29 protein-coding genes and 1 pseudogene are annotated in these 24,890 nt (G+C 57.7%); 16 read left to right on the top strand and 14 right to left on the bottom strand.

Features of this window, described 5'->3' with window-relative positions; genetic code table 11:
• Positions 1–112: 112 nt before the first annotated feature.
• The 3 genes from CAI21_RS04395 to CAI21_RS04385 all read right to left on the bottom strand — a co-directional run bounded on the left by CAI21_RS04395 (position 113) and on the right by CAI21_RS04385 (position 1,990).
• Positions 113–367 (bottom strand): Smr/MutS family protein, encoded by a 255-nt coding sequence (locus tag CAI21_RS04395; RefSeq protein ID WP_116301184.1) that lies wholly within the window; start codon positions 365–367, stop codon positions 113–115.
• A 26-nt stretch (positions 368–393) separates the two neighbouring features.
• A complete protein-coding gene (panB, locus tag CAI21_RS04390) occupies positions 394–1,254 on the bottom strand; it encodes a 3-methyl-2-oxobutanoate hydroxymethyltransferase (RefSeq protein WP_116301183.1) in 861 nt (286 codons plus the stop codon).
• Positions 1,255–1,504: 250 nt separating this feature from the next.
• The gene (locus CAI21_RS04385; protein WP_116301182.1) at positions 1,505–1,990 is read right to left on the bottom strand and encodes a hypothetical protein; all 486 of its coding nucleotides are present in this window, start codon (positions 1,988–1,990) and stop codon (positions 1,505–1,507) included.
• Positions 1,991–2,318: 328 nt separating this feature from the next.
• Here CAI21_RS04385 and CAI21_RS04380 point away from each other — a divergent pair, with 328 nt between their 5' ends.
• Complete coding sequence (locus CAI21_RS04380) at positions 2,319–3,767, top strand: glyceraldehyde-3-phosphate dehydrogenase (protein WP_116301181.1); 1,449 nt, start codon at positions 2,319–2,321, stop codon at positions 3,765–3,767.
• A 20-nt stretch (positions 3,768–3,787) separates the two neighbouring features.
• Here the strand turns inward: CAI21_RS04380 and CAI21_RS04375 are convergent, their stop codons facing one another.
• From CAI21_RS04375 to flgA, 4 genes are all read right to left on the bottom strand, one after another.
• Positions 3,788–4,753 carry a 1-phosphofructokinase family hexose kinase gene (locus CAI21_RS04375; protein WP_116301180.1) on the bottom strand — a complete coding sequence of 322 codons (966 nt, stop codon included), beginning with the start codon at positions 4,751–4,753 and terminating at the stop codon, positions 3,788–3,790.
• 93 nt (positions 4,754–4,846) lie between these two features.
• Positions 4,847–5,278: a winged helix-turn-helix domain-containing protein gene (locus CAI21_RS04370; RefSeq protein WP_116301179.1), complete on the bottom strand. Its 432-nt coding sequence runs from the start codon at positions 5,276–5,278 to the stop codon at positions 4,847–4,849.
• A 397-nt stretch (positions 5,279–5,675) separates the two neighbouring features.
• Positions 5,676–6,509, bottom strand: a complete 834-nt coding sequence (locus CAI21_RS04365; protein WP_116301178.1) for a flagellin N-terminal helical domain-containing protein — start codon at positions 6,507–6,509, stop codon at positions 5,676–5,678.
• A gap of 167 nt (positions 6,510–6,676) precedes the next feature.
• Entirely contained in the window at positions 6,677–7,360 is a 684-nt protein-coding gene (gene flgA / locus CAI21_RS04360; protein WP_181919261.1) for a flagellar basal body P-ring formation chaperone FlgA, read from the bottom strand.
• A 227-nt stretch (positions 7,361–7,587) separates the two neighbouring features.
• Here flgA and flgB point away from each other — a divergent pair, with 227 nt between their 5' ends.
• The 15 genes from flgB (at position 7,588) to CAI21_RS04290 (ending at position 18,645) form a co-directional block, all read left to right on the top strand.
• The gene (flgB, locus tag CAI21_RS04355) at positions 7,588–7,950 is read left to right on the top strand and encodes a flagellar basal body rod protein FlgB (RefSeq protein WP_116301176.1); all 363 of its coding nucleotides are present in this window, start codon (positions 7,588–7,590) and stop codon (positions 7,948–7,950) included.
• Positions 7,951–7,954: 4 nt separating this feature from the next.
• Positions 7,955–8,383 (top strand): flagellar basal body rod protein FlgC, encoded by a 429-nt coding sequence (gene flgC, locus CAI21_RS04350; RefSeq protein WP_116301175.1) that lies wholly within the window; start codon positions 7,955–7,957, stop codon positions 8,381–8,383.
• Positions 8,383–9,057, top strand: coding sequence for a flagellar hook capping FlgD N-terminal domain-containing protein (locus tag CAI21_RS04345; RefSeq protein ID WP_116301174.1), 675 nt, complete (start codon positions 8,383–8,385; stop codon positions 9,055–9,057). The genes flgC and CAI21_RS04345 overlap by 1 nt, the downstream gene beginning before the upstream one ends.
• 45 nt (positions 9,058–9,102) lie before the next feature.
• Positions 9,103–10,290, top strand: coding sequence for a flagellar hook protein FlgE (gene flgE, locus CAI21_RS04340; RefSeq protein WP_116301173.1), 1,188 nt, complete (start codon positions 9,103–9,105; stop codon positions 10,288–10,290).
• 10 nt (positions 10,291–10,300) lie between these two features.
• Positions 10,301–11,026, top strand: a complete 726-nt coding sequence (locus tag CAI21_RS04335) for a flagellar basal body rod protein FlgF (RefSeq protein ID WP_116301172.1) — start codon at positions 10,301–10,303, stop codon at positions 11,024–11,026.
• A gap of 70 nt (positions 11,027–11,096) precedes the next feature.
• Positions 11,097–11,882, top strand: a complete 786-nt coding sequence (gene flgG, locus CAI21_RS04330) for a flagellar basal-body rod protein FlgG (protein WP_116301171.1) — start codon at positions 11,097–11,099, stop codon at positions 11,880–11,882.
• Positions 11,883–11,890: 8 nt separating this feature from the next.
• Entirely contained in the window at positions 11,891–12,553 is a 663-nt protein-coding gene (gene flgH / locus CAI21_RS04325; protein ID WP_116301170.1) for a flagellar basal body L-ring protein FlgH, read from the top strand.
• A gap of 9 nt (positions 12,554–12,562) precedes the next feature.
• Positions 12,563–13,660, top strand: a complete 1,098-nt coding sequence (locus CAI21_RS04320) for a flagellar basal body P-ring protein FlgI (protein ID WP_116301169.1) — start codon at positions 12,563–12,565, stop codon at positions 13,658–13,660.
• A gap of 8 nt (positions 13,661–13,668) precedes the next feature.
• On the top strand, positions 13,669–14,151 hold the full coding sequence (locus CAI21_RS04315) for a rod-binding protein (protein ID WP_116301168.1): 483 nt from the start codon (positions 13,669–13,671) through the stop codon (positions 14,149–14,151).
• Positions 14,152–14,153: 2 nt separating this feature from the next.
• A complete protein-coding gene (gene flgK, locus CAI21_RS04310) occupies positions 14,154–15,521 on the top strand; it encodes a flagellar hook-associated protein FlgK (RefSeq protein ID WP_116301167.1) in 1,368 nt (455 codons plus the stop codon).
• 36 nt (positions 15,522–15,557) lie between these two features.
• Complete coding sequence (flgL, locus tag CAI21_RS04305; RefSeq protein ID WP_116301166.1) at positions 15,558–16,478, top strand: flagellar hook-associated protein FlgL; 921 nt, start codon at positions 15,558–15,560, stop codon at positions 16,476–16,478.
• A gap of 9 nt (positions 16,479–16,487) precedes the next feature.
• On the top strand, positions 16,488–17,285 hold the full coding sequence (locus CAI21_RS04300; RefSeq protein ID WP_220347756.1) for a hypothetical protein: 798 nt from the start codon (positions 16,488–16,490) through the stop codon (positions 17,283–17,285).
• Positions 17,282–17,521: a hypothetical protein gene (locus CAI21_RS23635; RefSeq protein WP_220347755.1), complete on the top strand. Its 240-nt coding sequence runs from the start codon at positions 17,282–17,284 to the stop codon at positions 17,519–17,521. The genes CAI21_RS04300 and CAI21_RS23635 overlap by 4 nt, the downstream gene beginning before the upstream one ends.
• 164 nt (positions 17,522–17,685) lie before the next feature.
• Positions 17,686–18,036 (top strand): PilZ domain-containing protein, encoded by a 351-nt coding sequence (locus tag CAI21_RS04295; RefSeq protein WP_116301165.1) that lies wholly within the window; start codon positions 17,686–17,688, stop codon positions 18,034–18,036.
• A 258-nt stretch (positions 18,037–18,294) separates the two neighbouring features.
• Entirely contained in the window at positions 18,295–18,645 is a 351-nt protein-coding gene (locus CAI21_RS04290; protein WP_116301164.1) for a PilZ domain-containing protein, read from the top strand.
• A 48-nt stretch (positions 18,646–18,693) separates the two neighbouring features.
• On the opposite strand, the gene flhA is transcribed toward CAI21_RS04290, so the two are convergent.
• The 7 genes and pseudogenes from flhA to CAI21_RS04255 all read right to left on the bottom strand — a co-directional run bounded on the left by flhA (position 18,694) and on the right by CAI21_RS04255 (position 24,815).
• A complete protein-coding gene (flhA, locus tag CAI21_RS04285; RefSeq protein ID WP_116301163.1) occupies positions 18,694–20,790 on the bottom strand; it encodes a flagellar biosynthesis protein FlhA in 2,097 nt (698 codons plus the stop codon).
• A pseudogene (flhB, locus tag CAI21_RS04280) lies at positions 20,787–21,925 on the bottom strand (flagellar biosynthesis protein FlhB). The gene flhA and the pseudogene flhB overlap by 4 nt, the downstream one beginning before the upstream one ends.
• Entirely contained in the window at positions 21,918–22,712 is a 795-nt protein-coding gene (fliR, locus tag CAI21_RS04275; RefSeq protein WP_116301162.1) for a flagellar biosynthetic protein FliR, read from the bottom strand. Before fliR ends, flhB begins: the two are co-directional and overlap by 8 nt.
• Position 22,713: 1 nt before the next feature.
• Complete coding sequence (locus tag CAI21_RS04270; RefSeq protein ID WP_116301161.1) at positions 22,714–22,983, bottom strand: flagellar biosynthetic protein FliQ; 270 nt, start codon at positions 22,981–22,983, stop codon at positions 22,714–22,716.
• A gap of 7 nt (positions 22,984–22,990) precedes the next feature.
• Positions 22,991–23,746, bottom strand: a complete 756-nt coding sequence (fliP, locus tag CAI21_RS04265) for a flagellar type III secretion system pore protein FliP (RefSeq protein WP_116301160.1) — start codon at positions 23,744–23,746, stop codon at positions 22,991–22,993.
• Entirely contained in the window at positions 23,743–24,129 is a 387-nt protein-coding gene (gene fliN / locus CAI21_RS25495) for a flagellar motor switch protein FliN (protein WP_116301159.1), read from the bottom strand. Before fliN ends, fliP begins: the two co-directional genes overlap by 4 nt.
• Complete coding sequence (locus tag CAI21_RS04255; RefSeq protein ID WP_220347753.1) at positions 24,126–24,815, bottom strand: FliM/FliN family flagellar motor switch protein; 690 nt, start codon at positions 24,813–24,815, stop codon at positions 24,126–24,128. The genes fliN and CAI21_RS04255 overlap by 4 nt, the downstream gene beginning before the upstream one ends.
• Positions 24,816–24,890 lie beyond the last annotated feature (75 nt).

Genomic DNA, 24,890 nt, shown 5'->3' with positions numbered 1-24,890 from the left:
TCGCCGGCCTCTTTTTTGCTTCTTCGTGCTTTAGTAGGTCATTGAGCGTCCACCCCTACCCACGCAACACGAAGCCTCAGAGAATAAGCCATGCTTATCAAGCACCACCCGCCTAATGCCGGAAATGAACGAACAACCGGCCGGGATTCTTGGTGTCTTTCTCGACCCGATGATACAAAGCCTTAATATCAGGCTGTTCCAAAAACCTCAGAACACGCTTTTTCAACTGACCGCTGCCCCGTCCGTGAATGATTTCCACCAGCTTCACGCGTTTTTTGCAGGCATCTTGCATCGCACCCAGCAGGGCTTGATCGATCTTGCGGCCATTATTGAAACAATCGTGCAGGTCGATTTTAATCTTTGCCATGCTCGTTCATCATCCGCCGGCAGCGTTCATCGGCCTCGTCGTGCCGTGCCGACTAACGCTTCTGTCGCGCTCGCAGCGCCAAAACAATGCTCCATGCTCGGGAAGCGACGATTGCGCACGTCCGCCGCATAGCAAGCAACGGCCTGTTCGGCTTGCTTTCCAAGTTGAGCGTAGCGCTTTACGAAGCGGGGCGTAAAGTCGACAAACAAACCGAGCATGTCCTCGGTCACTAACACTTGACCGTCGCAGCAGGGGGAAGCGCCAACCCCAATGGTGGGGATGGATAAACGCGTACTGATATCTCTGGCGACAGGTTCGCAAGTCGCCTCTATGAGTACGGCAAAAACACCGGCATTGGCCAAAGCCATAGCATCCTGAACCAGCCGGCGAGCCCCGCCCGGCTCGCGCCCCTGCGTGCGGAATCCGCCGGTTGCATTCACATATTGCGGCATTAAACCGATGTGGCCCATAACCGGAATCCCGCGGTCGACCAAGAACTGCACGGTATCGCGCATTTCGCGGCCGCCTTCGAGTTTCACCGCCTGCGCCCCGGACTCTGCCAGGATACGGGCCGCTGAGCGAAACGCCTGGCGGGGCGACTCCTCGTAGCTGCCAAATGGCAAATCGACCACCACGCAAGCCGTCTTTGCGCCTCGTACCGCCGCTTGCGCGTGTGCAATGATTAACTCCAGGGACATCGGCAAGGTATTGGCATGGCCATAGCACACCATGGCCGCCGCATCGCCAACGAAAATCAAATCCACATAAGGGTCGACGACCTCCGCCATACACTTGGAGTGCGCAGTCAAGCCCACTAAGCGCTGACGTCCTTTCATCGCTTTGATATCGGGAGTTTCTAACCGCTTCGTCCTTTCATGCTTACCCATCGATCGCCTCATCCGTGACATCGCTTGAATGCTCCGCATCAGCCGATAGACCGTTGGAGACAGGCCGCTAGCTGACACGGAACCGAAAACCCGGCTTTAGCCGGCGCAAAACAGGGAGTAAATGGAGGAGGGGCGGCCCTACATCAATGCTTCCTGATATACAACAAGGGCTGCTATCGGGCACCGAGCGGGTTATCGGCTAGAAAATCTTGCAGCATCCAGACAAGGCACCGGCAAAGCCGGCAGCACTTCAATCGCTGGCTAACGCTAGCGGATCAAGACTGATGTTCTGTTGATAAGCCAACCAAAAGCGCAGCACTTTATCGAATAAGCGATCGTGGCCCGCTACCGGCCATGCCAGCTCGCCATCGGTGTCGGGCATCAGCAAAGCCCAGTCGAAGTCCGCTTGTAACGCAAGCGTACCGCAACGGTAGGCTGCCGCAAGCTCAGCCGCTTCCCGCAAATCCGGATAGTGCTGGTGTACGGCATCGCGATACGCATCGAGAGAAGCATACGGCAGACGCTCGCTGCACTCTCGATAGTAGTACTCGATGATATTATCCAACGACTCCAGCGCATTGAGGAAATAACGCAGCTGTTGAAACCGCGCAACCAACCCCGTGTCTCCCGCCTCGGCGTGTTCGCGCCTCACCCGCAAATAATCCATGCAGTTGGCAAGCGCAATGTGCGTCAGATAATGTCGATGGTTGCCCAAAGGCCCGGTCAATGCAGTCATGTAAAACTGTTCGGCTCGTTAGCTAAACATTCGCAACTTCTAATATCGGCAGATTGCCCGCCAGGTTGATAAGCAAGCTCTCATTTTCCTCACGCGAAACGTGGTATATTTCGCATACTCGTTCTCGTTCAACCAATTACGTAGCACAGCAGGCGCAACTGCCAGATGACGTGGAGCGCGGTTTTTCGTAAAATCCGCCCCCGTCGAGAGGCGTCTGCCATTCAACGACGTCTTCTACGCAGTGAGGCAGGAAATCGCCGCGTCCGGCTTTTCCGGCACGGCGGCTTCCGCGGGCCCACCTTAAAAGCCAGGCAATCACGGAGCACTCATGAACCAAAAAGCGCCAGACGCCTATCTCAACGACTGGACCCAGCGCCAGGAACTCGCCGAACGCATGCTGCCGATGATCGGCAAACTCTATAGGGACAAAGGAATTGTCCTACGCATCTATGGCCGCCCGCTGATCAACTGCACCACCATCGATATTCTTAAAGCCCATCGTTTCGTTAAGCAGTACGAAACGGAAGGCCTGTCCATCCACAACAGCTTTCCTATTTTGGAACAGCTCAGCAAGATGGAGCTGTCCCCCGCCCGTATCGACCTTGGCAAGCTGACCACGGGCTATCTCAACGAAGCAGAAAAAGAAGAGTCCATTGAGGACTACCTCAAACGCAAGCTGGCCAACATCCTCGGCGGCCGCGGCAAACTACAGCTCGACAAACCCCAAGACGTCGTGCTCTACGGCTTCGGCCGGATCGGCCGGCTGCTCGCGCGCCTGCTGATCGAGCGCACCGGCAGCGGCAACAAAATGCGTTTACGCGCCATTGTGGTTCGCAAAGGCAAAGGCCACGACATCGAAAAACGCGCCAGCCTTCTGCGCCGCGACTCGGTACACGGCCCATTCAACGGCACCATCCACACGCTGGAGGACGCCAACGCCATCATCGCCAACGGTAACTTCATCCAAATTATCTATGCCGACTCGCCGGACACCATCGACTACACCCAGTACGGCATCGAAGATGCCCTAGTGGTCGATAACACCGGTAAGTGGCGCGACGAAGAAGGCTTAAGCCTGCACCTGAAGTCGAAGGGCGTTTCCAAGGTGCTGCTGACGGCACCGGGCAAAGGCGATCTGCCGAACATCGTTTACGGCGTCAACCATAACGACATCAAAGGCGACGAGAAGATCGTCTCGGCGGCAAGCTGCACCACTAACGCCATCGTACCGGTACTCAAAGCGCTGAACGACGAATACGGGATTCAACATGGTCATGTAGAGACGGTGCACTCCTACACCAACGACCAGAACCTGATCGACAACTACCATCCCGGTGCCCGCCGCGGCCGTGGCGCCGCCCTTAACATGGTGCTGACCGAAACCGGGGCGGCCAAGGCCGTTGCGAAAGCGCTACCCGAACTCAAAGGCAAGCTCACCGGCAATGCGATCCGGGTACCGACGCCGAACGTATCGATGGCCGTACTCAACTTAAGCCTGGGCCGGGAAACCAGCAAGGAAGAGCTTAACGCTTATCTGCGCGATATCGCCTTACATTCCGAGCTACAAGAGCAGATCGACTACACCGCCTCCACCGAGCTAGTCTCCAGCGACCTGGTCGGCTCGCGTCACGCCGGTGTTGTCGATTCCGCCTCCACCATCGTCAATGGCGATAAATGCGTGTTGTACGTTTGGTACGACAACGAGTTCGGCTACAGCTGCCAGGTGGTTCGCGTAATGCAGGAAATGGTCGGCATCTGCTTCCCCAACCTGCCGTAAGCGCACGCGATACGCTACCGTCAACGCCGAGGGCGCCCGCTGGCGCCCTCGGCGCTCTCGCAGCCGATCTCCACGCATAGCGTATCGATATCTTCTGGGCGGAAAAGCGCGGTTGCGGGCGTCAGTGCCGCCGCGGTGCCCGCGGCCACGCCATAGTGGGTCGCTTGTACCGTCGTCATTCCGCGCGCCTGTTGTAGAACGAACAGCGCCATAAAACTATCTCCGGCTCCGACAACGCTATCGGCCCGCACGGGCGGTGCAGGTATGTGCAGCTGCTGTCGGCAATCGGTCAACAAAGCACCCTCGGCACCCAGCGATAAAACCACCACCTCCACCCCGCCTTGCGCCACCAACTCGCGGCAGGCAGCTCGACGGTCAAAGCCTTGGGCATCGGCAAGCCCCCAAAGCTCCGCCAGCTCGGCAAGGTTGGGCTTTATCATATATACGCCTTCTGCCAGCGCCGCCCGTAACGGCTCGCCGGAAGTATCCAGAAACAAACGAGCACCGGCACCGCGCGCCGCGCGCGCAAGGCGCGCGTAAAAGTCAACGCCAACCCCAGGCGGCAAGCTCCCGCTGGCCAACCAGTGGCGAGACTCGGCGCGATCGCGCATTGCGCGCAAACACCGCTCGGTTTCGTCGAGCGTAAGCTCGGGCCCAGGCAGGACAAATCGATAATGCGCACCGGTATCGGAAGCCTGCACGGTGATCGACTCTCGCGTCACCCGGCCAATCTGGATCGGGCAATGCGCCAAACCTTCGTCGCCCAACAAGCAACTCAACATCTCGCCGACGGCACCGCCGGCGGTATAGATCGCCAATACGTTGCCGCCACAGCGATGAATGCCGCGGGCAACGTTAATACCGCCACCGCCGGGATCGTACCGAGCCGACCCTGTCCGCAGCTTGTGTTCCGGCACGAGCGCATCGACGGCAACGGTCACATCAACCGTGGGGTTCATCGTTAGGGTAAGGATACGGTTTGCCATACCGCAGGCCTCGGAAAACAGCTGCTTTCCTTCTCTATCCTGCGGCCCCCGCGACTCAGGCCCAACCGCGCCCTAGTGGCCGGCTGGTGCGGCCTACCGGGGAACCAGCGGAGCTTGGGCGAGGGCAGGCTCGTCGGCGGCGGGGCGAAACACGGCGCGCGGGTTAAGCATGTAGCCGCGGCGCGGCAAGGTCTGGATGATGGCGCGTTTTTTCTCGTCGCCCAGAACCTTGCGCAGCACGTAGATCTGTTGGTTCAGGCTGCCGTCGCTGACCACACGATCGGCCCACGCGTAACGCAGCAACTCTTCGCGCGGCACCAGCTCCCCGGCGCTCATCAATAAACGTTCCAGAATACGGCTGCCGGCGTAACCGAGGTCGACTCGACGCTCGACCTCGCCGTCCATCAACGTCAACTGGTACAAGGTAGGATAAAAATAGATGTCGCCGCCCGCGGCGCTAGCTTTGAGAATTGCATAGGGCAAATCCGCTGCTGTCTCGAAAAGGAAGTTATTATTGTTCCGCATACCCACAACCTCTTATGGCTTACCGATACGATCCTCTAACGGGCACTTGAGTTGTTATTGCCCGATCGTTCGCAAGCCAGCCAAAAGCCCGAAGGTTGATTCCTTTCCGATAGTGCGCCCTTAGCCGCGCTCGCGGTTACAGACGAACACGCTGCTGTCATGCCGCTAAGCGGCTGTACTCGTCCTTAATTAGGGCTACGGGCTACTGCCGTTCGCTGTGCAATACACAACGACTGGCCTATAGCTTAGTGATACGCGAAGGCGGGGGATAGAGGCGGAATGTGAACTACGTCCGAATTCCAGACATCGACAACGCCGCCGGAATAGCCTGGGCGGCTCGGCGGTAGCGGGAAAACGCCCCGACGCAGCGCCGGGGCGTTATGACATAACGCGCTGCTTAGCTGAGCAGGGTCATGATCATGTTCGGCATCTGCGACGTCTGACGCAGCATGCTCAGGCCGGACTGCATCAGCATGGACTGCTTGCTGAGCTGGGCACTTTCGGACGCGAAGTCGGTGTCCATGATACGGCCACGCGCAGCGTCGGTGTTGTTGCCCATGTTAGCCAGGTTGTTGATGGTGTGGTTCAGACGGTTCATGTAAGCACCGAATTCACCACGAGCGGAGCTGATCGCATCGATCAGGTCGTCCAGCTCGGCCAGCTCGGCAACCGCGTTGGTGGAGTCGGCACCGCCGATATCACCCAAAGCGGTGGGGTCGATGTCGTCCAGGTCGATGCCGGTGATGGTCAGCTCTTCCGCAGCGGAAGCACCGATCTGCAGGCGAACGTCATCGGAGAACACACCGTCTGCGGTGAACAGCGGGTTGTTGGCACCGTAGGAGGTGTTGTCCAGAATGTTGTTCAGCTCGCCGATCAACTGCTGGTACTCGGCGTCCAGCGCGTTACGCTCGGTTTCGCCGTTGGTTTCGTTCGCAGCTTGCAGGGCAAGGTCGCGCATACGCAGCACGATGTTGGACATTTCGTCCATCGCGCCTTCGGCGGTCTGCAGCAGGGAGATGGCGTCTTGCGAGTTACGGGAAGCCACGCTCATGCCGCGGGTCTGAGCTTCCAGACGGGCAGCAATCTGCAGGCCCGCTGCGTCGTCGGCAGCGGAGTTGATGCGGTAGCCGGTACCCAGACGCTGCTGGCTGAGCGACAGCGCGTCGTTGGTGCGGTTGAGGCTGGTCTGGGTGACCAGAGCAGAGTAATTGGTATGAATCGACAGAGACATAGGATGATCCTTCCACTCGTTTGTTACCAAGGCGCTGACTGTTTTTCAGTGCCGGCCAAAGGGGTAGAGCGACCGCGGAGCATCCAGAATTAAGGCGGGAATGAAAATTTCTTCAGAAAAACACATATTCTCTTTTAAAACAAAAACCTAAGTCGGCCACCTCGACATCAGAAGGTACTCGTAACGACACCGGGGCCAACGATTTTGGCGTGAATCGTCTGCTCGCTGGAGATATTTTTCACCCGTATCACATCGCCGACCCGGCCTTCGCCGAGCGCCTCGCCCAAGGTGGACGCCTCGATCCCGTGATGGGTGGCAACAATCCTCACCCGCTGGCCGCGCCTCACTGCCGGCGGCTCCTCGATCAACGCCGGCGTCAGAGGTTGGCCGGCTCTGATGCGCCGAGAGGCGGCCTGGCCTGTCACCTCCTCAAGCCGATGATAAAACCCCTGCCGCAGGCGGCTGATATTGGTCGGCTCCAAGGCGACATCGTCCATCGATAATACTTGGCCCCGGTCGATAATCGTGCGAGCTTGAACGGCCGGCATAACAACGCTGACCTGAGTAGCCACGTAGAAGCGCCACTGCGGTTCTACACAAGTCACTTCGAAACGCTGCCGCTCGGCGAATGCCTCCTGCACACGCTGCGGCGTTACCTCAAGCGATCGACGACAGGCGGCAAACCGATCGACATTAGCCGGCAGGCGAAGCTGCTGTTCGAGCGTGAAGCTCTCCCACCCACGCCGGGCGGCCTCCTGCCCGACCGCACTTTTTAAATAGCGATCGAGCGCCCGCTCGACCTGCGCCTCAACCTCTGCCTGGACACCGAAGGACAGGAAACTCGTAACCAATGCGATTCCTATCAAGAGGCTCCGAGCGGAAACAGAATTTCCGCTTTTGAGCTTCGCCACGGTCAAAACCGGAAATGTACCGCCGCGACAATGCCATTTCGATCGTGTTTTCATCGCCAAATCGCTGTGTTAATGCCAACCGAGCAAAGTCGGCATGAGTTGTGCATTACGCGAATGTGGTTCCATACGCATTCTTGCGAGCCGTCGTTGTTGGAAGGGTACTACTAATGAGTATACGGATCGATGACGCCCTAGACGTTCATGTGCGCGCTTTGGAGTTGCGCACGAAACGTAGCGAAATCCTAGCGGCCAATCTGGCCAACGAGGAAACCCCCGGCTTTCAAGCCAGGGACATCGACTTTGCGGCGGAGATGCGTCGCGTCGAACGTGCCGAGCAACAGTTCGGGCTCCTCGGCCAAGACCCCCGGCTGATGTTCCGTATACCTCACCAGGCTTCGCAAGACGGCAACACGGTAGAGCTGAGTGTCGAGCAAGCGGAATTCTCCCGCAACGCTACGAGCTTTCAAACCAGCCTGACCTTTCTTAGCAATTCGATTCGCGGCCTGAAGCAGGCCATCGAGGGACGTTAACGCCATGTCGTTCGACTCCATTTACAAGATCGCCGGCTCGGCCATGAACGCGCAGATGGTGCGTCTTAACACCGTAGCCAGCAACCTGGCCAACGCCGATTCGGCGGCACCCAGCGCGGAGACCGCCTACCAGGCACGTAAGCCGGTATTCGCCGCTATTTACGATAACGACAGCCTGTTTCGGGGCGTCAATGCCAGTGGCGCACGTGTCCAGGTGCTCGATGTCATCGCCTCCGGACGCGAGGCGCAGCGACGCTACGAGCCCGGCAACCCGCTAGCGGATGCCGACGGCTACGTGCACTACCCGGACGTGAACGTCATTGAAGAAACCACCGACATGATGTCGGCAACGCGCAGCTTCGAAACAAATGTCGAAGTGCTTAATCGTGTCATGAGCATGCAAATGAGCCTGCTCCGGCTCGGAGAAGTCTAATGGTAGCGGTTACTAATAATGGTTCGGCAAACGGAATGGCCGGTACAGGAAGCGAAAACAACCCGATGGGTGCGGTCAACATCGGCGAGTTCCGCAATCTGGAAAATACCTTCATCACCCTGTTGGTCGCACAGATCCAGAATCAGGATCCCACCAACCCCTTGGACAGCAGCGAGTTTCTGAATCAGTTCTCGACCATGTCGCAAGTGCAGAGCATGGAGAACATGGTCAGCATGACGAAGAACAATCTCGTTTTGCTGGACAACCTGCAAATGCTCCAGGCCGCGAAACTGGTCGGCGATGACGTCACGGTCGCCACCGAGCGTCTACAGATCGGCGATAAACCGATGAACGGCCAGATCGAGCTGCAACATCCCTCCGGCCGTACGACCCTGGAGCTAACGGACGTTAACGGCCGGAAGACGACGGTCGAGCTGGGGGCGCAGTCTTCCGGCATGGTGCGCTTTGAACTCGACCCCGAGGCGCTGGGATTAGCGCCCGGAAGCTACTCGGTGAAAGTCGAAGCCGACAGCGGCGAGCGGCCGCTTGTTGAGCTTACCGGAACGGTAACCAACGTACGGGTAACGCCGGACGGTCCGCTGCTGGATGTCGCGGGTCTGGGCCAGGTGCCGTTCTATAAGGTAATCGAATTTAGTCAGGGGGCCGGGGCTTAAACCGGAACTCCTCTATAAAAGCCTATTAATAAAGAGGTTGAACCCATGAGTTTTGATATCTCCCTGACGGGGTTGAATGCCATCAACTCGCAGCTGAATACCATCAGTCAGAACGTCGCCAACACCGGCACGGTCGGCTTCAAATCCTCCCGCACCGACTTTGCCAGCGTTTACGCCGACAGCCAGCCGATGGGTGTGGAAGTCGCCGGCATCACGCAGAGCATCAGCCTGGGCGGACCGCTGAATCCGACCGGCCGCGACCTGGATCTGGCCATCTCCGGCGGCGGCTTCTTCGTCACGCGCGCTGCCAATGGCGACGTGACCTATACCCGCGCCGGCGTATTCAACACCAACCGCGACGACTACATTATTAACAACCACGGCCACCGGTTGCAGGGTTACCCGGTTAACGCCAACGGCGACCTGATGACCGGTGCGGTCGGCGACCTGCGCCTACAAACCGGCAACCTGCCAGCGGAAGCTACCGAGTCGGTAGACTTTGTCATGAACCTCAATGCCGACGACGAGATCCCGGCGGTCGCTTTCGACCCGGACAATGCCGAAAGCTACAACTCGACCTACACCACCGAAGTCTACGACTCCCTCGGCCGCGCCCACGCGCTGACGCAGTATTTTGTCAAAACCGACGATGCTAATAACGAATGGCAAGTTCACTATTTCATCGACGGTACCGCGCTCGGCACTCACGACGTTGAGTTCGACGGCTTTGGTAATTTAGTGGCTGGTGCAGGCTCGAACATCAACTACGCGCCGGGCGCCGGTGCCAACGCGTTGGATATCGACCTTAACTACACCGGTTCCACCCAAACCGGCTCGCCGTTCGTCGTTACCACCAACCGTGCCGACGGCCACCCGCCGGGGGAACGCACCGGCCTTGAGATCGCCGAAGACGGGCAGGTTTTCGCCACCTTCAGTAACGGCGAACGCCTGCTGCAAGGCCAGGTCATTCTGGCGAACTTCGCCAACCCCGAAGGGCTGCGCAACATTAGCGGTACGGCCTGGAGAGAAACGGCCGAGTCGGGCACCGCATTGCTCGGCACGCCTGGAACCGGCCAATACGGCGGCATTAACTCCGGCATGCTGGAAAGCTCCAACGTGGACCTAACCCAGCAGTTGGTGGGCCTTATGGAAGGTCAACGTAATTACCAGGCCAACAGCCGGGTTATCTCCACCCAGAACGAACTGACACAGATTCTGTTCAGCGCGCTCTAAGAGGTAAAGCATGGACCGTCTCGGTTATACCGCAATGACCGCCGCCAACCGCTCGATGCTGTCGTTGGAGGTGCACGCGAACAACTTGGCCAACGCTAATACGCCCGGCTTTCGGGCGGATTTGGAACGTGCCGAGGCCTCGACCGTACGAGGCTACGGCTACGACAGCCGGCACCAAACACTGGTCAAAAACAACGGCGTGGACCTCACGCCGGGCAGCATGATGCCGACCGGCCGCGATATGGACTTTGCCGTTAAAGGCAACGGGTATATCGCCCTGGAAGACAACGGCGGCGAGGCTTACACCCGTTACGGCAGCATGCAGCTGCACGACGACGGTGCGGTGACCATTCTCGGGCGGCCGGTGCTCGGCGAGGGCGGCCCGCTGTTCCTGCCCGAACATACTCAGGTTGAGATCAGCCCGGACGGCATCGTCTCCGTACGCACGCCTGACGACGGGCAGTGGCTGGAAGTCGACCGGCTGCGCTTGGTGGACGCACCGGAAGGCGGGTTTGCGAAAAACGCCTCCGGCTTACTGGTAACCGCCACCGGCGTACCTGCGATGGCAAGCGACGAGGTGCGGATTACCAGCGGCTTCCTGGAGTCGAGCAATGTCTCTCCCATGGAGTCGCTTACCGCCACCATGAGCCTAAACCGCCTGTTCGAAACACAAGTAAAGATGATGCGGGCCGCTTCGGACATCGCCGAAACCGGTAATCAGCTATTGCGCGGCTAACACGCGCGCAATAAGGCGCCTCCCCGAGGAGGCGCCACCGCATAAATAAGTATTTCCGTAGGAGAGAAGCATGCAGTCGGCCCTTTGGATCAGCAAAACCGGATTAGCGGCACAAGAGAAAGCCATGTCGACCGTGGCCAACAACTTGGCCAACGTGAACACCAACGGCTTCAAACGCGACCGGGCCGTTTTCGAGGATCTGTTCTACAAGATCGAACGGGCTCCGGGAGCGCAGGCCGATCAGCTCAATACCGTACCGTCCGGCATTCAGCTCGGCAGCGGCGTCCGCGTGGCCGGGACGCAAAAGGTCTTTACCCAAGGCGATATCCAAACCACGGGGCAACCGATGGATTTGGCCATTATGGGCCGCGGTTTCTTCCAGGTCGAAGGTCCGGACGGTGAGGTTTACTACACCGAAAACGGGCAGTTTCAGCTCAACAACGAAGGCTTGATGGTCAATGTCCAAGGCCTGCCGCTTGTGCCTATGATCGAAGTGCCGGAAGGCAGCACAGGCTTCACCGTGGGTAGCGACGGCACCGTCAGCGCGACCTTGCCGGGCGATAACGTACCGATCGAGTTAGGACAAATCACCTTAGTAAACTTCACCAACCCAACAGGCCTCGAAGCGCTAGGCGGTAACCTTTATCGCGAAACCGAAGCCAGCGGGATACCGAACGAAGGTGTTCCCGGCCTCGATGGCCTGGGCCAGATCCGTCAAGGCGCATTGGAAGGCTCGAATGTGCAAGTCGTCGAGTCGATGGTGTCGATGATTGCCATTCAACGTGCCTATGAAGCGAGCACCCGCATGCTGGATGCCGCATCGGGTATGCAGCAGTTCCTCAACCAGTCTGTCTGAGGCTAGCTATGCGGCACACGTATCTCGTCGTTATCTTAGGGGTGGTTCTAGCCGGGTGCCAATCGATACCCCGGCTGGACCCCACTGAAGAAGTGAGCTATTCGCCGCCGGAGCTGGATTACACCCCGCCGCCGACCAGCAGCGGCGGTGTTTTCCGCGCCGGATACGGGGGGCTACTAACCCAGGATCGCCGTGCCTTACGAGTTGGCGACGTGCTAACCGTCGTACTGGACGAATCGACCCAGTCGAGCAAAAGTGCCGGCACCAGCATCGGCCGCTCGTCGGATGTAGGGGTAGGTGTGCCGCGTGTGTTCGGGCGCGATTATTCGCGCGCGGAAACCTCTTTTTCGGCCGATCGCAGTTTCGACGGCAACGCCAGCAGCAAACAGGCAAATGCCCTGCGAGGCTCGATTGCGGTCACCGTTCACGAGGTACTCCCAAACGGGGTACTGGTCGTGAAGGGGGAAAAATGGCTGCGCCTCAATCAAGGCGACGAATTCATCCGCCTGTCGGGGCTGGTACGGCTAGAGGACGTTAACCGCTACAACCAAGTGCTATCGCAGAACATCGCCAACGCCCAGATCTCCTACGCCGGGCGCGGCGCACTCAGCGACAGCAATCGGCCGGGCTGGCTGACGCGCTTGTTCAACCATCCGATATTCCCGTTCTAGGGGGGCTTTATGCGCCGTTGGGTATTCGCAATCGCCGCCTTCGTCGGCCTCGCCGCACCAGTACACGCAGCACTGCTCATGGATTTGGTCGACGTCGAGGGCATCCGTGGCAATCAGCTGGTCGGTTACGGGCTCGTCGTCGGCCTGGACGGCACGGGCGATCGTAGTCAGGTACGCTTCACCGGCCAATCGGTTGAGAATATGCTCAACCAGTTCGGGGTCAACCTGCCGCAGAACACCAATCCGAATCTGCGCAACGCCGCCGCGGTAAGCATCACAGCGACCGTGCCGCCGTCCTACGGGCCAGGCCAAACCATGGATGTTACGGTCTCCTCCATCGGCGATGCCCGCAGCCTACGCGGCGGACAATTGTTAATGGCAGCCTTATACGGGGCCGACGGCGAAATTTATGCGCTTGCTCAAGGCAACGTCTTGGTCAGCGGCGTGCAAGCAGAAGGACGTAGCGGCTCTCGGGTCGCCATTAATGCCCAGAACACAGGCACCGTCCCTAATGGCGCCACCATCGAGCGCGAAATACCGACCGACTTCGCCGAGCGTCCGGAAGTCATTCTCGGCCTGCGGAGCCCAAGCTTTCAAACCATGAGCCGCATCATCGATGCGATCGACAACACCTTCGGCGACGGCACGGCCACAGCGCTGAACTCGACGCGGGTGTCGGTTAATGCGCCGGCCGATAACAATCAGCGTATTCAGTTCATGGCCATGCTGGAGGAGCTGGAAGTCGATGTCGGTCGGGTCCGGCCGCGGGTGGTGTTTAACAGTCGTACCGGCACGGTTGTGATCAACGATACGGTTCAGGTCGGCGCCGCCGCCGTCGCTCACGGCAATCTCAGCGTTACCATCAGCGAAGATTTCGAGGTGAGCCAGCCGGGGGCGCTCTCAGCCGGGGAGACCGTGGTCACGCCACGCACGGACATCACCGTGGAGCAACAAAGGGGCGGCATGTTCCAATGGCCGGCGGGCGCGAGTTTGGAACACATTGTTAACACCATTAATAGCTTGGGCGCCACCCCCGACGACGTAATGAGTATTTTGCAGGCCTTGGAGCGCGCCGGCGCTCTGGAAGCCGAACTGATAGTGATGTAGGTCCCATCATGAGCATAGTTTTTCTTTCGCAGCCGCCCAGCAGGCTGGCCAACAACGAGACAGGCAACGACAAGAACTCGCCCCGCGAACAGCTTGAGGCCGTCTCGGAGCAGTTCGAGGCCTTGTTTCTACAGCAAATCCTTAAGCAGATGCGCAAGGCCGGCGAAGCACTGGCTTCGGACGATTCGATGCGCCGTCGGGAGATGGATGCCTTCTACGAGATGCACGACCAGGTGCTGGCCGAATCGCTCGCCTCGCAGCGACAACTCGGCATTGCCCAAATGCTGGTCGATCAGCTTGGCGGGCGTCTGGAAGCGGCAGAGCAAGCCATAAATAACAACCCGCTGAGCGAGAGCAAGCAGCAACCGAATAATGAATTTAATTCCGGTGCCGATGCGGTCGCTTTACAAGATAAGAAGCACTCAGCAGTGACGACCCATCCGTCGGCCGCCTTTGCACAGCCGATCCGGATCGAACCGAAGGATAGCTAATCGTGACCGTTCTCAGCCAAATTGGTTACTCCGGCCTACAAGCGGCGCATACGGCACTGACCGTAGCCGGACAGAACATTGCGAACGTCAACACGCCCGGTTTTAACCGGCTTGCGCTCGATACGCATTCCGTCGCCGGGCACGGGCGGTTAAGCGGCGGCGGCGGTGTGGAAGTCACCGGTATTCGCCGGATCGTCAACGACTTTAATAACCAGCAGTTGTGGCGTGCCACCACCGACGCGAAGTACCACGAAACGAGACAAACCTATTTGACGGCGCTGGAAAGCCTGGTCGACAGCGACGGCTCCAGTATCAGCATCGGGTTAGACAATCTTTTCGCCGCGCTGAGCGAAGCAACGACTGCTCCCGACTCTATCGCGCTGCGTCAGCAAATCCTCAACGACGCAGAAGAGCTGACACAACGCTTCAACGGGCTCAACGGCAATATCCAATCGCAAATCAATGCCGTACACGGCCAGCGGCAAAGCATGGTCAACGAGATCAACGGTATTTCCAACAATATTGCCGAACTCAACGACCGCATCATTCAGCTTGAAGCGAGCGGTCGCGACACCGCCTCGCTGCGCGACCACCGGGACGCGTTGATTAAGGACCTCAGCGAGCTGGTCGATATCCGCCCCTTGGAACGTGCCGATGGCGCTATCGACGTTGCGTTGGCCAATGGGCAACCGTTAGTCAGCGGACGACGGGCATCGGAAATCGAAGTCGTGCAAACCGGCGCTGGCGAGCAGCAATTGGTTCTGAGCTTTGCCGGTACCGATTTTGCGCTCAATCAACAGCGTCTCGGCGGCAGCCTTGGTGCGCTTTACGATGTCGAGTACGGCTCCTTACGGCCGGCGCAGGACGAGCTGCACGATATGGCAGGCGCCATCGCCGAGCTGTTCAACGACACGATTACGCAAGGTTTCGACTTAGAAGGCAACGCTGGACAAGAGCTGTTCGTCTACAACCCGGCTAGCACCACCGGCATGTTAACGCTCAACCCGTTGCGGCCCGAAGAGCTGGCGCTGTCCTCCGAACCGGACGAAGTCGGTAACAGCGACATTCTGAGCCAGCTGATCGAGATTCGCCACGCCACGATCGAAGTCGCCGGCAGCAATGTGCCGGTCAACGACGCCTACGCCGGGCTCGTCGGCCGCGTCGCCAGCACCAGCCGCCAAAACCAAGCGGACTTGGAAGCGGCAAAGTCGGTGCAAAATTCGGCACAGGCGCAGCGCGACCAGGTAAGTGCCGTTAACTTGGACGAAGAGGCCATCAATCTGATGACCTACACCCAGGCTTATCAAGCGAACATGCGCGTCATCTCGACCTCGAACGAGTTGTTCGCCTCACTACTGACGATGTTCTGAATTGGCCGCAACCGATTACTGCCGTGAGAGAAAGCTATGCGGATTACGACGCCTCAAATCACCGCGATGATGCAAAGCTCCATGAGCCAAAGCTCGGCAGAGCTTGGACGGCTGCTGCAACAAATGGCGACCAACCAACGGATGCTGATGCCCTCCGACGACCCGATTTCCAGTCTGCGGGTAATGCGTATTCAGCGTGAGGAAGCCACGCTTGAGCAGTATCGCTCGAACATGTCGAAGCTCTCAGGCAGCCTGTCGACACAAGAGACGAACTTATCCTCCATGTCCGACGCCGTGCTCAGCGTGCAGGACCTCACCCTTTGGGCGGCTAACGTCGGGGCTCACTCCGCGGACGATATGCGCTCCATCGCCGGCGAACTCCGGATATTGAGCGACGCCATCTTCGATTACGCAAACGTACGGGACGAAGAAGGGCGTTATTTATTCTCCGGCACGCAAACCGACCGGCCGGCGATCGTTTTCGACGAAACCGCCGATCCGCCGTATTCGATGGGCGCCAACCAAGCCTACCGCCAGGTTGCGGTCGCCAACGGCGTGCAGATTGAGGAGAACGTCACCATTTCGCAAGCGCTTGGGCCTGACGTGCAGCTTCTCAACGATCTGCACGATATGATTGTCATGCTGGAAGATCCTGCTCTCAACCCGCGCGACCCGGACGTGAGCGATCAGATCAAAACCGTGCTGGACACGATTACCACGACGCACAACAGCCTAAACGGCTCTATTGCCGAGCTGGGCGGGCGGCAGAACAGCATCAGCTTACTCAAGCATAGCAACGAGGACGTTTCGTTAGTTAACCAACGTATCGAAAATGAGCTATCGTCCCTTGACTATGCGGAGGCTTCGATTGATCTTTCACAATATCAACTAGCCCTACAAGCGACGCAGCAAACCTTTTTAAGGATTCACGAGCTGTCGCTGTTCTCGCGTTTATAGGAACAGAGCATGAAAGTCGGTAAACCGCTGCCCCCCGTACCAGCGGTACAGTCTCAAGATCGCCGCCAAGCGGTACGGCATGAGTCGTCCGCGGTACAAACGAAAGCAAGCGATGCCCCCAAATCGGAGGTAGTAAGACGCTGGTCGCAAGGCAACGCCAGCTATAACATTCAGCTTAATCGACAGCTTTCCTCTCTACAGCTGGCCGACGGCTATTTAGCGGCGGTCGAGGCCCGACTTTCTCACCTTAAGTTCCAGGTCAGCCGCCAGATAAGCGCGGCCGACAGCGGCAGTAACCCGGCTATTCAAGAAGCGCTCCGACAGGTGAGGCAGCTGCTTGAGCAACGCAGCGAGCTGACCAACGGCGCACTCGACCCTTCGTTTAAGCTCAGCTTGAACGAACCGCCTCGGGTTCGGGTTACGCTCCAGGGCCTGGACTCCATCGAGTCGATTCAGCAGTCGGGGCAAGAAACGCTCGTCTTCCACGGCGGACGGCAGTTATCCGAGCCGCTGGTGGTATTGCTGGAAGATAATATGAGCGAAGCGCAGGTTCTGCGCCGCTTTAACGCAAGCCTTGGCCGGGCCGGCATCCGCGCCGAGCTGGATGTCGACGGACAGCTCATTTTTCGGCGCGAGAATCCAACTGGGAGAAGCTTAACGGGCAACTCGCGGTGCGCGGCGAAGGCAAGCTGTTCCCGAAAGACCAGTACACGGCCGTGCAAAGCCAATCCGAGCGCTTGCTGCCGTTATCCGAGAATACGCCACTGGACTCCACTCGGGAGCTGCGCACGGCGCTCGACTCGGTGATCGCCGCGCTTGAGCAAGTCGCGGCGTTGCGCGAGCAGATGGCGGAGAAAAAGCTTGAGATCCGCCAGTTCCTCGCTCGCCACGCCAATCAAGACGAGCGCGAATGGGCGCTGAACTATGCCCAATCGATCCAACAGTCGTTAACCAAGAATCCGGCGAGCTACGAAGCGGTAAGCCAGACGGTACTGGCACAAGCTAACATCAGCCGCTTTACCGTCGTCAGCCTCCTGTCGTAGTCAGGAGTCAACAACGCTGTTGCAGTAGAACGCTTCGACTGCAACAGCTAGCTATTAAGAAGCGACGAAGCGCCGACAAGCTGTCTTTGTTGGTCGCCCGCGAAGGGAATCCGACGTCACCACAATAAAAGCATCTACTAAGTGACTTAGGACCGGAACACACCATGCGTCGAGAACGTCGTTTCAGCAATGTTCATGTGCACAAGATCAAGGTAAGCAATAGCCTCAACGGCAAGCCGCTGGGCGTGATCCGCGATCTATCGTCGAAAGGCATCGGCCTGGTCGGTAAACAACCGTTTGCCTCCGGTGCCTGCTACGCTATGCGTCTGCACATCGCCGACAACGACGGCCACACCGAGCACGTCGATGTCAAAATGATCTGCCGCTGGATTAAGAAAAACCCCAGCCGTCCCGTCTATCAAGCCGGTTTCGAATTAGACCAACCTTCCCAGGAATTTGTCGACTTCGTCGAGGATATTTTAGCCAGAGGCCGAACGGCCGCGAAGAGAAGGTAATCCGCCGAGCAACGAAGCCGTAACCTCAGCCGGTGCAAACCCGCACCGGCCGCTTTGCTCCTTGCCGCCTCCTTGTCCTAATCGCAGACCGCCCTTGGCGGAATGCTTTGCGACAACGGCAAAAACCACACATACTAATAAGCAAATAGACGCCGATACGCTGTCCTCAGCGATCGCCCGGGAAGGGCATGATCGGAAGAGCAGCCGGCGACATGGCGATCAAATACATTTCTAAGTGGCTTAAAACCGGAACACACTATGCGTCGAGAACGTCGTTTCCATTACATGCACATGCGTAACATCAAGGTAAGCAATAGCCTGAGCGGCGACCCGATGGGCGTCGTCGGCGATCTGTCGCCAAAAGGCCTGCGGCTTATCGGCAAACAACCGTTGGCCATCGGCGCCTGTTACGAAATGCGCTTACACAGCACCGATAAAGATGGAAACACTGAGCACGTCGATGTCAAAATGATCTGCCGCTGGGTCAAGAAAGACCCCGAGCGGTCCATCTATCAGATCGGCTTCGAGCTGGATCAGGCATCCAAAGCGTTTACCGACCTTGTCTCCCGCACCTTAGTCAGACGCGGCCCGGTCGCGATTCAAAGATAATTCGGCAAGCGCCGGCGACGCTTGCCGTCTTAACGCGTAAGCAATCACCTACCCTAACGTGCCGATAACGCTCACATTGACGCGCTCGGGAATCTCGTTTTGCGACAAGACGTGTAGGCCGGGGCTAAACACGCGAGCGTAGCGCGCCAATAGCGGCCGTAATTGCGGCATCACGGCGAGAATCGGCGGGTGACCCTCTTTGCGCAATTGCTCTTTCGCCACCGGCATCGCCGTTTGCAGCTGGTTAAGCAAGCTCGGCTCGACCGGGATATTATCCAGGCTCACCTGACCGGCTTGCTGCGCCACGGTAAGCGCATTCATCAGCGTGTTCTCAAGATTATTGTCGAGCATAAACACGCCAAGCTCGCGCCTCTCGCCCGCAATGGCGGAGACAATCGTCCGCCGCAACGCATAGCGAACATCGGAGGCCAGAAGAATCGGGTCTTTGGTGATTTCGCTACTTTGGAGCAGGGTCGTGCCGATGGTGACGATATCCCGTAGCGGCACTTCCTCCTGGAGCAGCTGGCGGTAGACACGATGCTGCACCGTGTAGGGCACCTGATTTTTCAGATCCTCGGCAAGCTTAGGCGCTTGCGCGGCCAAACGCTCCATGAGCTGTTCGACGTCGTCGTGCTCGAACACATCCGGCAAGTACTCGCGGATGGTCTTGTTTAAATGAGTCGCCACCACACTCGCGCAATCGATCACTTGGTAGCCCAAATTCAAAGCCTTCGGCTTATCTTCCGGCTCTACCCAAACCACCTGCATACCATAGGCAGGATCGGTATCGATGATCCCGTCGACCTCGCCGTAGAGCTGCGGCGAGGGGATCGCCATGAGGCGGTCCGGATACAACTCGGCACCGTCGATCCGCTCGCCATTGATGTAGATGTTGTATTGAGAGGACTTCAAGCGCAGGCTGTCGCGGATATGAATTTCCGGCAGCAAGAAGCCTAAGCGTTCGGACAAGGTCTGCCGCACTCCGCGCACCCGATGCGTCAACGGTGCGCCGGAAGCCTCGTTAACCAGATTGACGAGTTTATAGCCCAGGGAAACAGAAAGCCGCTCCACCAGCGGAATGTCTTCCCAGGTCAGCGTCTGCGCCCGTTCGCGCTCCATCGCGCGGTTCAGCTCCTCGGTCTGCTCCAGCGTCTCCGCTTCCGAGGGCGGTTGGGTACGCGCGACACGCCATCCGATAAAGGCAATTAACGCCGCAAACGTGATAAACGGCAGGTGCGGCATACCCGGCACCAAACCGATGATGAGCAGTATCCCGGCAACGGTATACAGCGAGCCGGGGCGGGCCAGCATCTGTTCCCGGAACTGCTGGGTAATATCCGACGATTCATTAACCCGAGTGACGATGATCGCCGCAGCCGTGGCGAGCAATAGCGCGGGAATCTGGGCCACCAGGCCGTCGCCGATGGTCAGCAGCGCGTACTGACGAAAGGCCTCGCCGGCGGCAAGGTCATGGACCATTACACCGATTAGGAAACCACCGAACAGGTTGATCAGCAGGATCAAGATGCCGGCAATAGCATCGCCGCGGACGAACTTGGAGGCACCGTCCATCGCACCGTAGAAATCCGCTTCCTTAGCGATTTCCTGCCGTCGTTTCTTCGCCTCGTCTTGGCCGAGAATGCCGGCGTTAAGGTCGGCGTCGATGGCCATTTGCTTACCGGGCAGGGCATCCAGGGTAAACCGAGCGGTCACCTCGGAGATACGCTCGCCACCCTTGGTGATCACCACGAAGTTGATAATCGTCAGAATAACGAAGACCACCAAGCCGACGATAAAACTACCGCCGACAACGACCTGACCGAAAGACTCGATAACCTTACCGGCCGCGGCATCGCCGCTGTGCCCGTTGAGCAGCACGACGCGGGTCGAGGCGACGTTGAGCGTCAAGCGCATCAAGGTCGCGACCAGAATGACGGTTGGGAACAGCGCAAAATCCAGCGGGTTACGGGACGAGACGCTGACCAATAGCACCAACACCGCCATCGCAATGTTGAAGGTAAACAACACGTCCAACAACTGCGGCGGCAACGGCAGGATAATCATCGCCAGGATACTGAGGATGATCGCCGGAATGCCAAGCTGGGCGATCCGCGAGTTCGGAATCATTCTCTGCAGTAGGCTCATTCTTGGGCTCTATTTGCTAGTTCTTCGGGAATCGGGATATTGGTCGCCAATACCGGCTTGTTGCGGCGTCCCTGCCGCCAGGCTTTCAGCTGCACGATGTGGCTCAATACGTGAGCTACAGCCGTATATAGCTGCATTGGAATCTGCTGATTAACCTGTGTGCTGTAATAAATCGCCCGTGCCAAAGGCGGCAATTCGATCACCTCAAGCTCGTGTTGCTGGGCAAGCTGGCGTATGTATAGGGCCGTTTCGTCCGTCCCTTGGCCAACACATAAGGCGCCTCGGCCTTTTTCGGGTCGTACTTCACGGCCACCGCAAAGTGGGTTGGGTTCGCGATCACGACATCGGCCTCGGGCACCACTTTGCTGATTTGCCGGTGCGCGACTTGACGCTGGAGCTGGCGAATGCGGGCCTTAACTTCCGGGCGACCCTCCTGGCTTTTGTGTTCTTCTTTGCGCTCCTGCTTAGTCATGCGCATCTTCTTCAAGAAAAGATAACGCTGGAGCGGTATATCAATCAGGGAAAACAGCACAAAAACCAGTAATAACGTAAAGGCAAGATTAAAGGTCAGCGACAAAGCTTCTTGAATGGCAGTGACCGTGTCGGTGCGTTGCAGCTCGATAAGATTGGGCATGGCGTACCAAATCTGCCAGGCCGCCACCGTTAATAGCAGAGTGATTTTGCCCAAAGACTTCAGTAACTCAGTCCAATTCTGTAACGAAACGATGCGCCCCAAGCCCTTGATGGGGTCGATACGACTGAGCTTCGGGGTATAGTTTTTCGACGAGAAGACCCACCCACCGGGGATCAACGCGAAGACAACAACCAAGATCGGGGTCAACAGAAACGGCAGCATGAGCGTCATGAAGATGATCAGGTTTTGCGCCATGATCAGCCCGACATCCTCGAAACCCACCTCACTGTGGGCGAAATTCACGTACGAGAAGCGGAAGCTTTCCTCCACCAGGCCAAAAATGTAACCGGCACTGACCTTGAGCAATAGCAGCGTCGCCAGCAGCGACACCATCGTCGCCACGTCCTTCGAACGCGTGACCTGGCCCTCCTGCCGAGTCTTTTTCAGTTTATGCTCGGAGGCCTCTTCTGTTTTTTCTTGACCGCCTTGATCCTCAGCCATTGCCGCTTTCCCGCATCATAATGCCGATGCTGTCGAGTAACTGCTGGGTGAGATTCAAATAGCTCTCGCCGAGATTCGGTAGCGTTAAGTAAATCAGCGTCAGCCCCATAACGATGGCCATGGGAAAACCGAGCGAGAACAGGTTCATCGACGGCGAAATCCGGTTGAGCAAACCAAAGCAGAACTGCACGAGAAACATGCAGAATACGATCGGGGTCGAAATCAACACCGCCGCCGAGAAAACCCAACCGAACGCATACAGCACGGTGCTGAAGCCGTCGTAATACAGCCCGCTACCGATCGGCCAGTAGATAAAGCTTAAGTAAAGCACGCTCATCACCACCAAGTGCCCGTCGACGGCGAAGAACAAGAGCACAAGGAGTATGTAATACAGCTGGTAAAGAATCGACGAGGAAGAAACGCCGTGCACGGGATCGTTAACCATCGCCATACTCAAACCCATCGGGGTCGAGATAATGCCGGCGACCAAGGTATAAATGGTAAATACCAATTGCAGCGCCAGTCCGAGCATCAAACCGACCGCGATCTGCTCGAAAACGGCCGCGACACCTTGCATCGAAAACGGGTCCAGAATCGGCAAGTCGGGGATTGCCGCGCCCATGGCTACGGTTAGCGCAACGGCCAGCGCAACCCGTACTCGCACCATGATTGCCCGCTGACTAAACAAGGGCGCGAGGCTTAGCATCGCCATGATGCGACAGAACGGCCACCAATAGGCTAGGAGGAGGTTGAGATACTGGCTCAGCTGGAGCAACGGGGCGTCCATGCTACCCCACCAGCCGGCCCGCTTGCTGGAAAATCTCGATGAATAAGTCACTGATCGTTCCCATAATCCAGTGACCGGCCAGCACCAACATCGCCAAGGTAATCATAAGGCGGGGCAAGAAGGTGAGCATTTGCTCGTTAATTTGCGTGGCCGCCTGAAAAATGGCTATGAGAAGGCCGCCAATCAAGCTCGGCACAACCAACACCGCTACCACCAGTGCGATGACGTAAACGGCGTTGGAGACGATATGAACGGCGGTATCGGGAGTCATAGCCTAGCTAAAAAGGTTGTATACTGGTGGCTAGCGTCCCCATTAAGAGCGTCCAGCCATCCACAGCCACGAACATCATTAACTTAAAGGGCAGCGAGATCATCATCGGCGAGAGCATCATCATACCCATCGCCATCAATACGCTGGACACAATTAAGTCGATGACCAGAAACGGTATGAAGATCATAAAACCGAGCTGAAACGCGGTCTTCAACTCGCTTAATACAAACGCCGGCAACAAGAGCGAAAACGGGATATCCGCCACTTCCTCCGGCGGCTCTTCGCCGGCAATGGCCATCATCGTCTCCAGCGCCTTATTGTTGGTTTGCGCCAACATAAAACGACTGATCGAATCCCGCGCTTCCTCCAGCGCCTGTTCCATCGTGATCTCGTCGGCCTGGAACGGCTCGTAGGCATGGTCGTGAATATCCTGCCAAACCGGCCGCATGACCAGCAGCGTCATAATCAACGCAATGCCCACCAGCACGTTATTCGGCGGGCTTTGCTGCAAGCCCAGCGCTTGTCGCAGAATCGCCAGCACGATGATGAAGCGGGTGAAGGATGTCATCATGATCAGCATCGCCGGCAAAAAGCCAAGCATGGTCATCAGGATGAGAATCTGCACCCGCACGCTGAACTCTTGCCCGCCATCGATATCGTTGATGGCGAACAAGGGGATCTGCGCCTGTGCTATCAGGGGAAACAAGCCCGCGGCCAGCACACCGAACAGTGCGACGACAACCAGAGCTCGGCGCTGCGTCATACGTTCAGGTCCGCTAGATTGGCACCGCAAAGCTCCACCACGCGCAGCCCGTAGTTGCCGTTCATGACGACGACTTCGGCTTTCGCAAACAGTGCCCCGTTAACCTTAACGTCAAGCGGCTCGCCGGCTAATTTGTCGAGCGCGATAACACTGCTGTTGTCGACTTCCATCAGCTCCTGCAGGGTAATCTCCGCGGAGGCCACCTCTAGGGTTACCCGCACCGGAATCTTGCCGAAAAGGTTAAACATATCCGGCTTAGCGGCAGGAACTTCTTCCTGCTTTTCTTCCGGCGCTGCCGTCGTCACCTCTTCCTGTGTGTCCAAGTCGAGCCCACCTTCGTTGATGAGATCGTCCAGTTCGTTGTCGGATACGTCGCCTTTCATGCCGATTTAACCGTTTCCAATGAAGTGAGATACAAAGCGCCTTCGGCCTCGCAGATGAGTCCTGTAAAGCATTCCTGCCGATTAATCCGGACTTCGTAGCGGTCAAAAGGACGGACCGCTACGACATCCCCTGGGGCCAAGCCCAGAATCTGCGCCAACGGCATCTGCCAACTCGCAACAACGCAATCGACCTGTACCGGCAAATGCAGCAGGTTATCGATTGGCTTGCCGCGCCCCGAATTAGTTATCGGCTGGGCAAAGCGATGTATGAGTACGTCTACCAGATCGGCATCGAGGTAAATGGCGATGGTCGACGCACGCCCCGTGTTTTGGCTTTGGTAGCGAAACCGGGCCACGTATTCCCACGCGACCTCTTCGTAGCTGTTATCGTGCTGGGTCAATTCGCCAAAAGTATCCCCGGCCAACATTGCGCGAGCGAAGATATCGATAACTTCCACCCCGAGGCGCTTACGTAAACGCTGCTCGGAGGCACTAACCGGCGGCGTATCCTCGCTGTTAAGCGTCGGACTACCAAAATAAGACTCTAATGCTTCGGTTAATAAAACCCGATCGATGGAAAACCCCACCTTGCCGTAAGCACAGCGGTATATAAGGTCTGCCACCTCTCCCTCAACGGCATCAATATTAACGCCTTGAGGCTTAATATTGATGCGATAATTACGCATAAAATAATCGGGAATTAACGAAGGATGCTTCTGGGCAGATTCATATATCTGCTGCGGTATTTTATGGTATGGCCT

The sequence above is a fragment of the Alkalilimnicola ehrlichii genome (assembly GCF_003399765.1).
Taxonomy (GTDB): Bacteria; Pseudomonadota; Gammaproteobacteria; order Nitrococcales; family AK92; genus AK92.
Note: the sequence above shows the minus strand (reverse complement) of the source record. Positions and strands in the feature narration are given on the sequence as shown.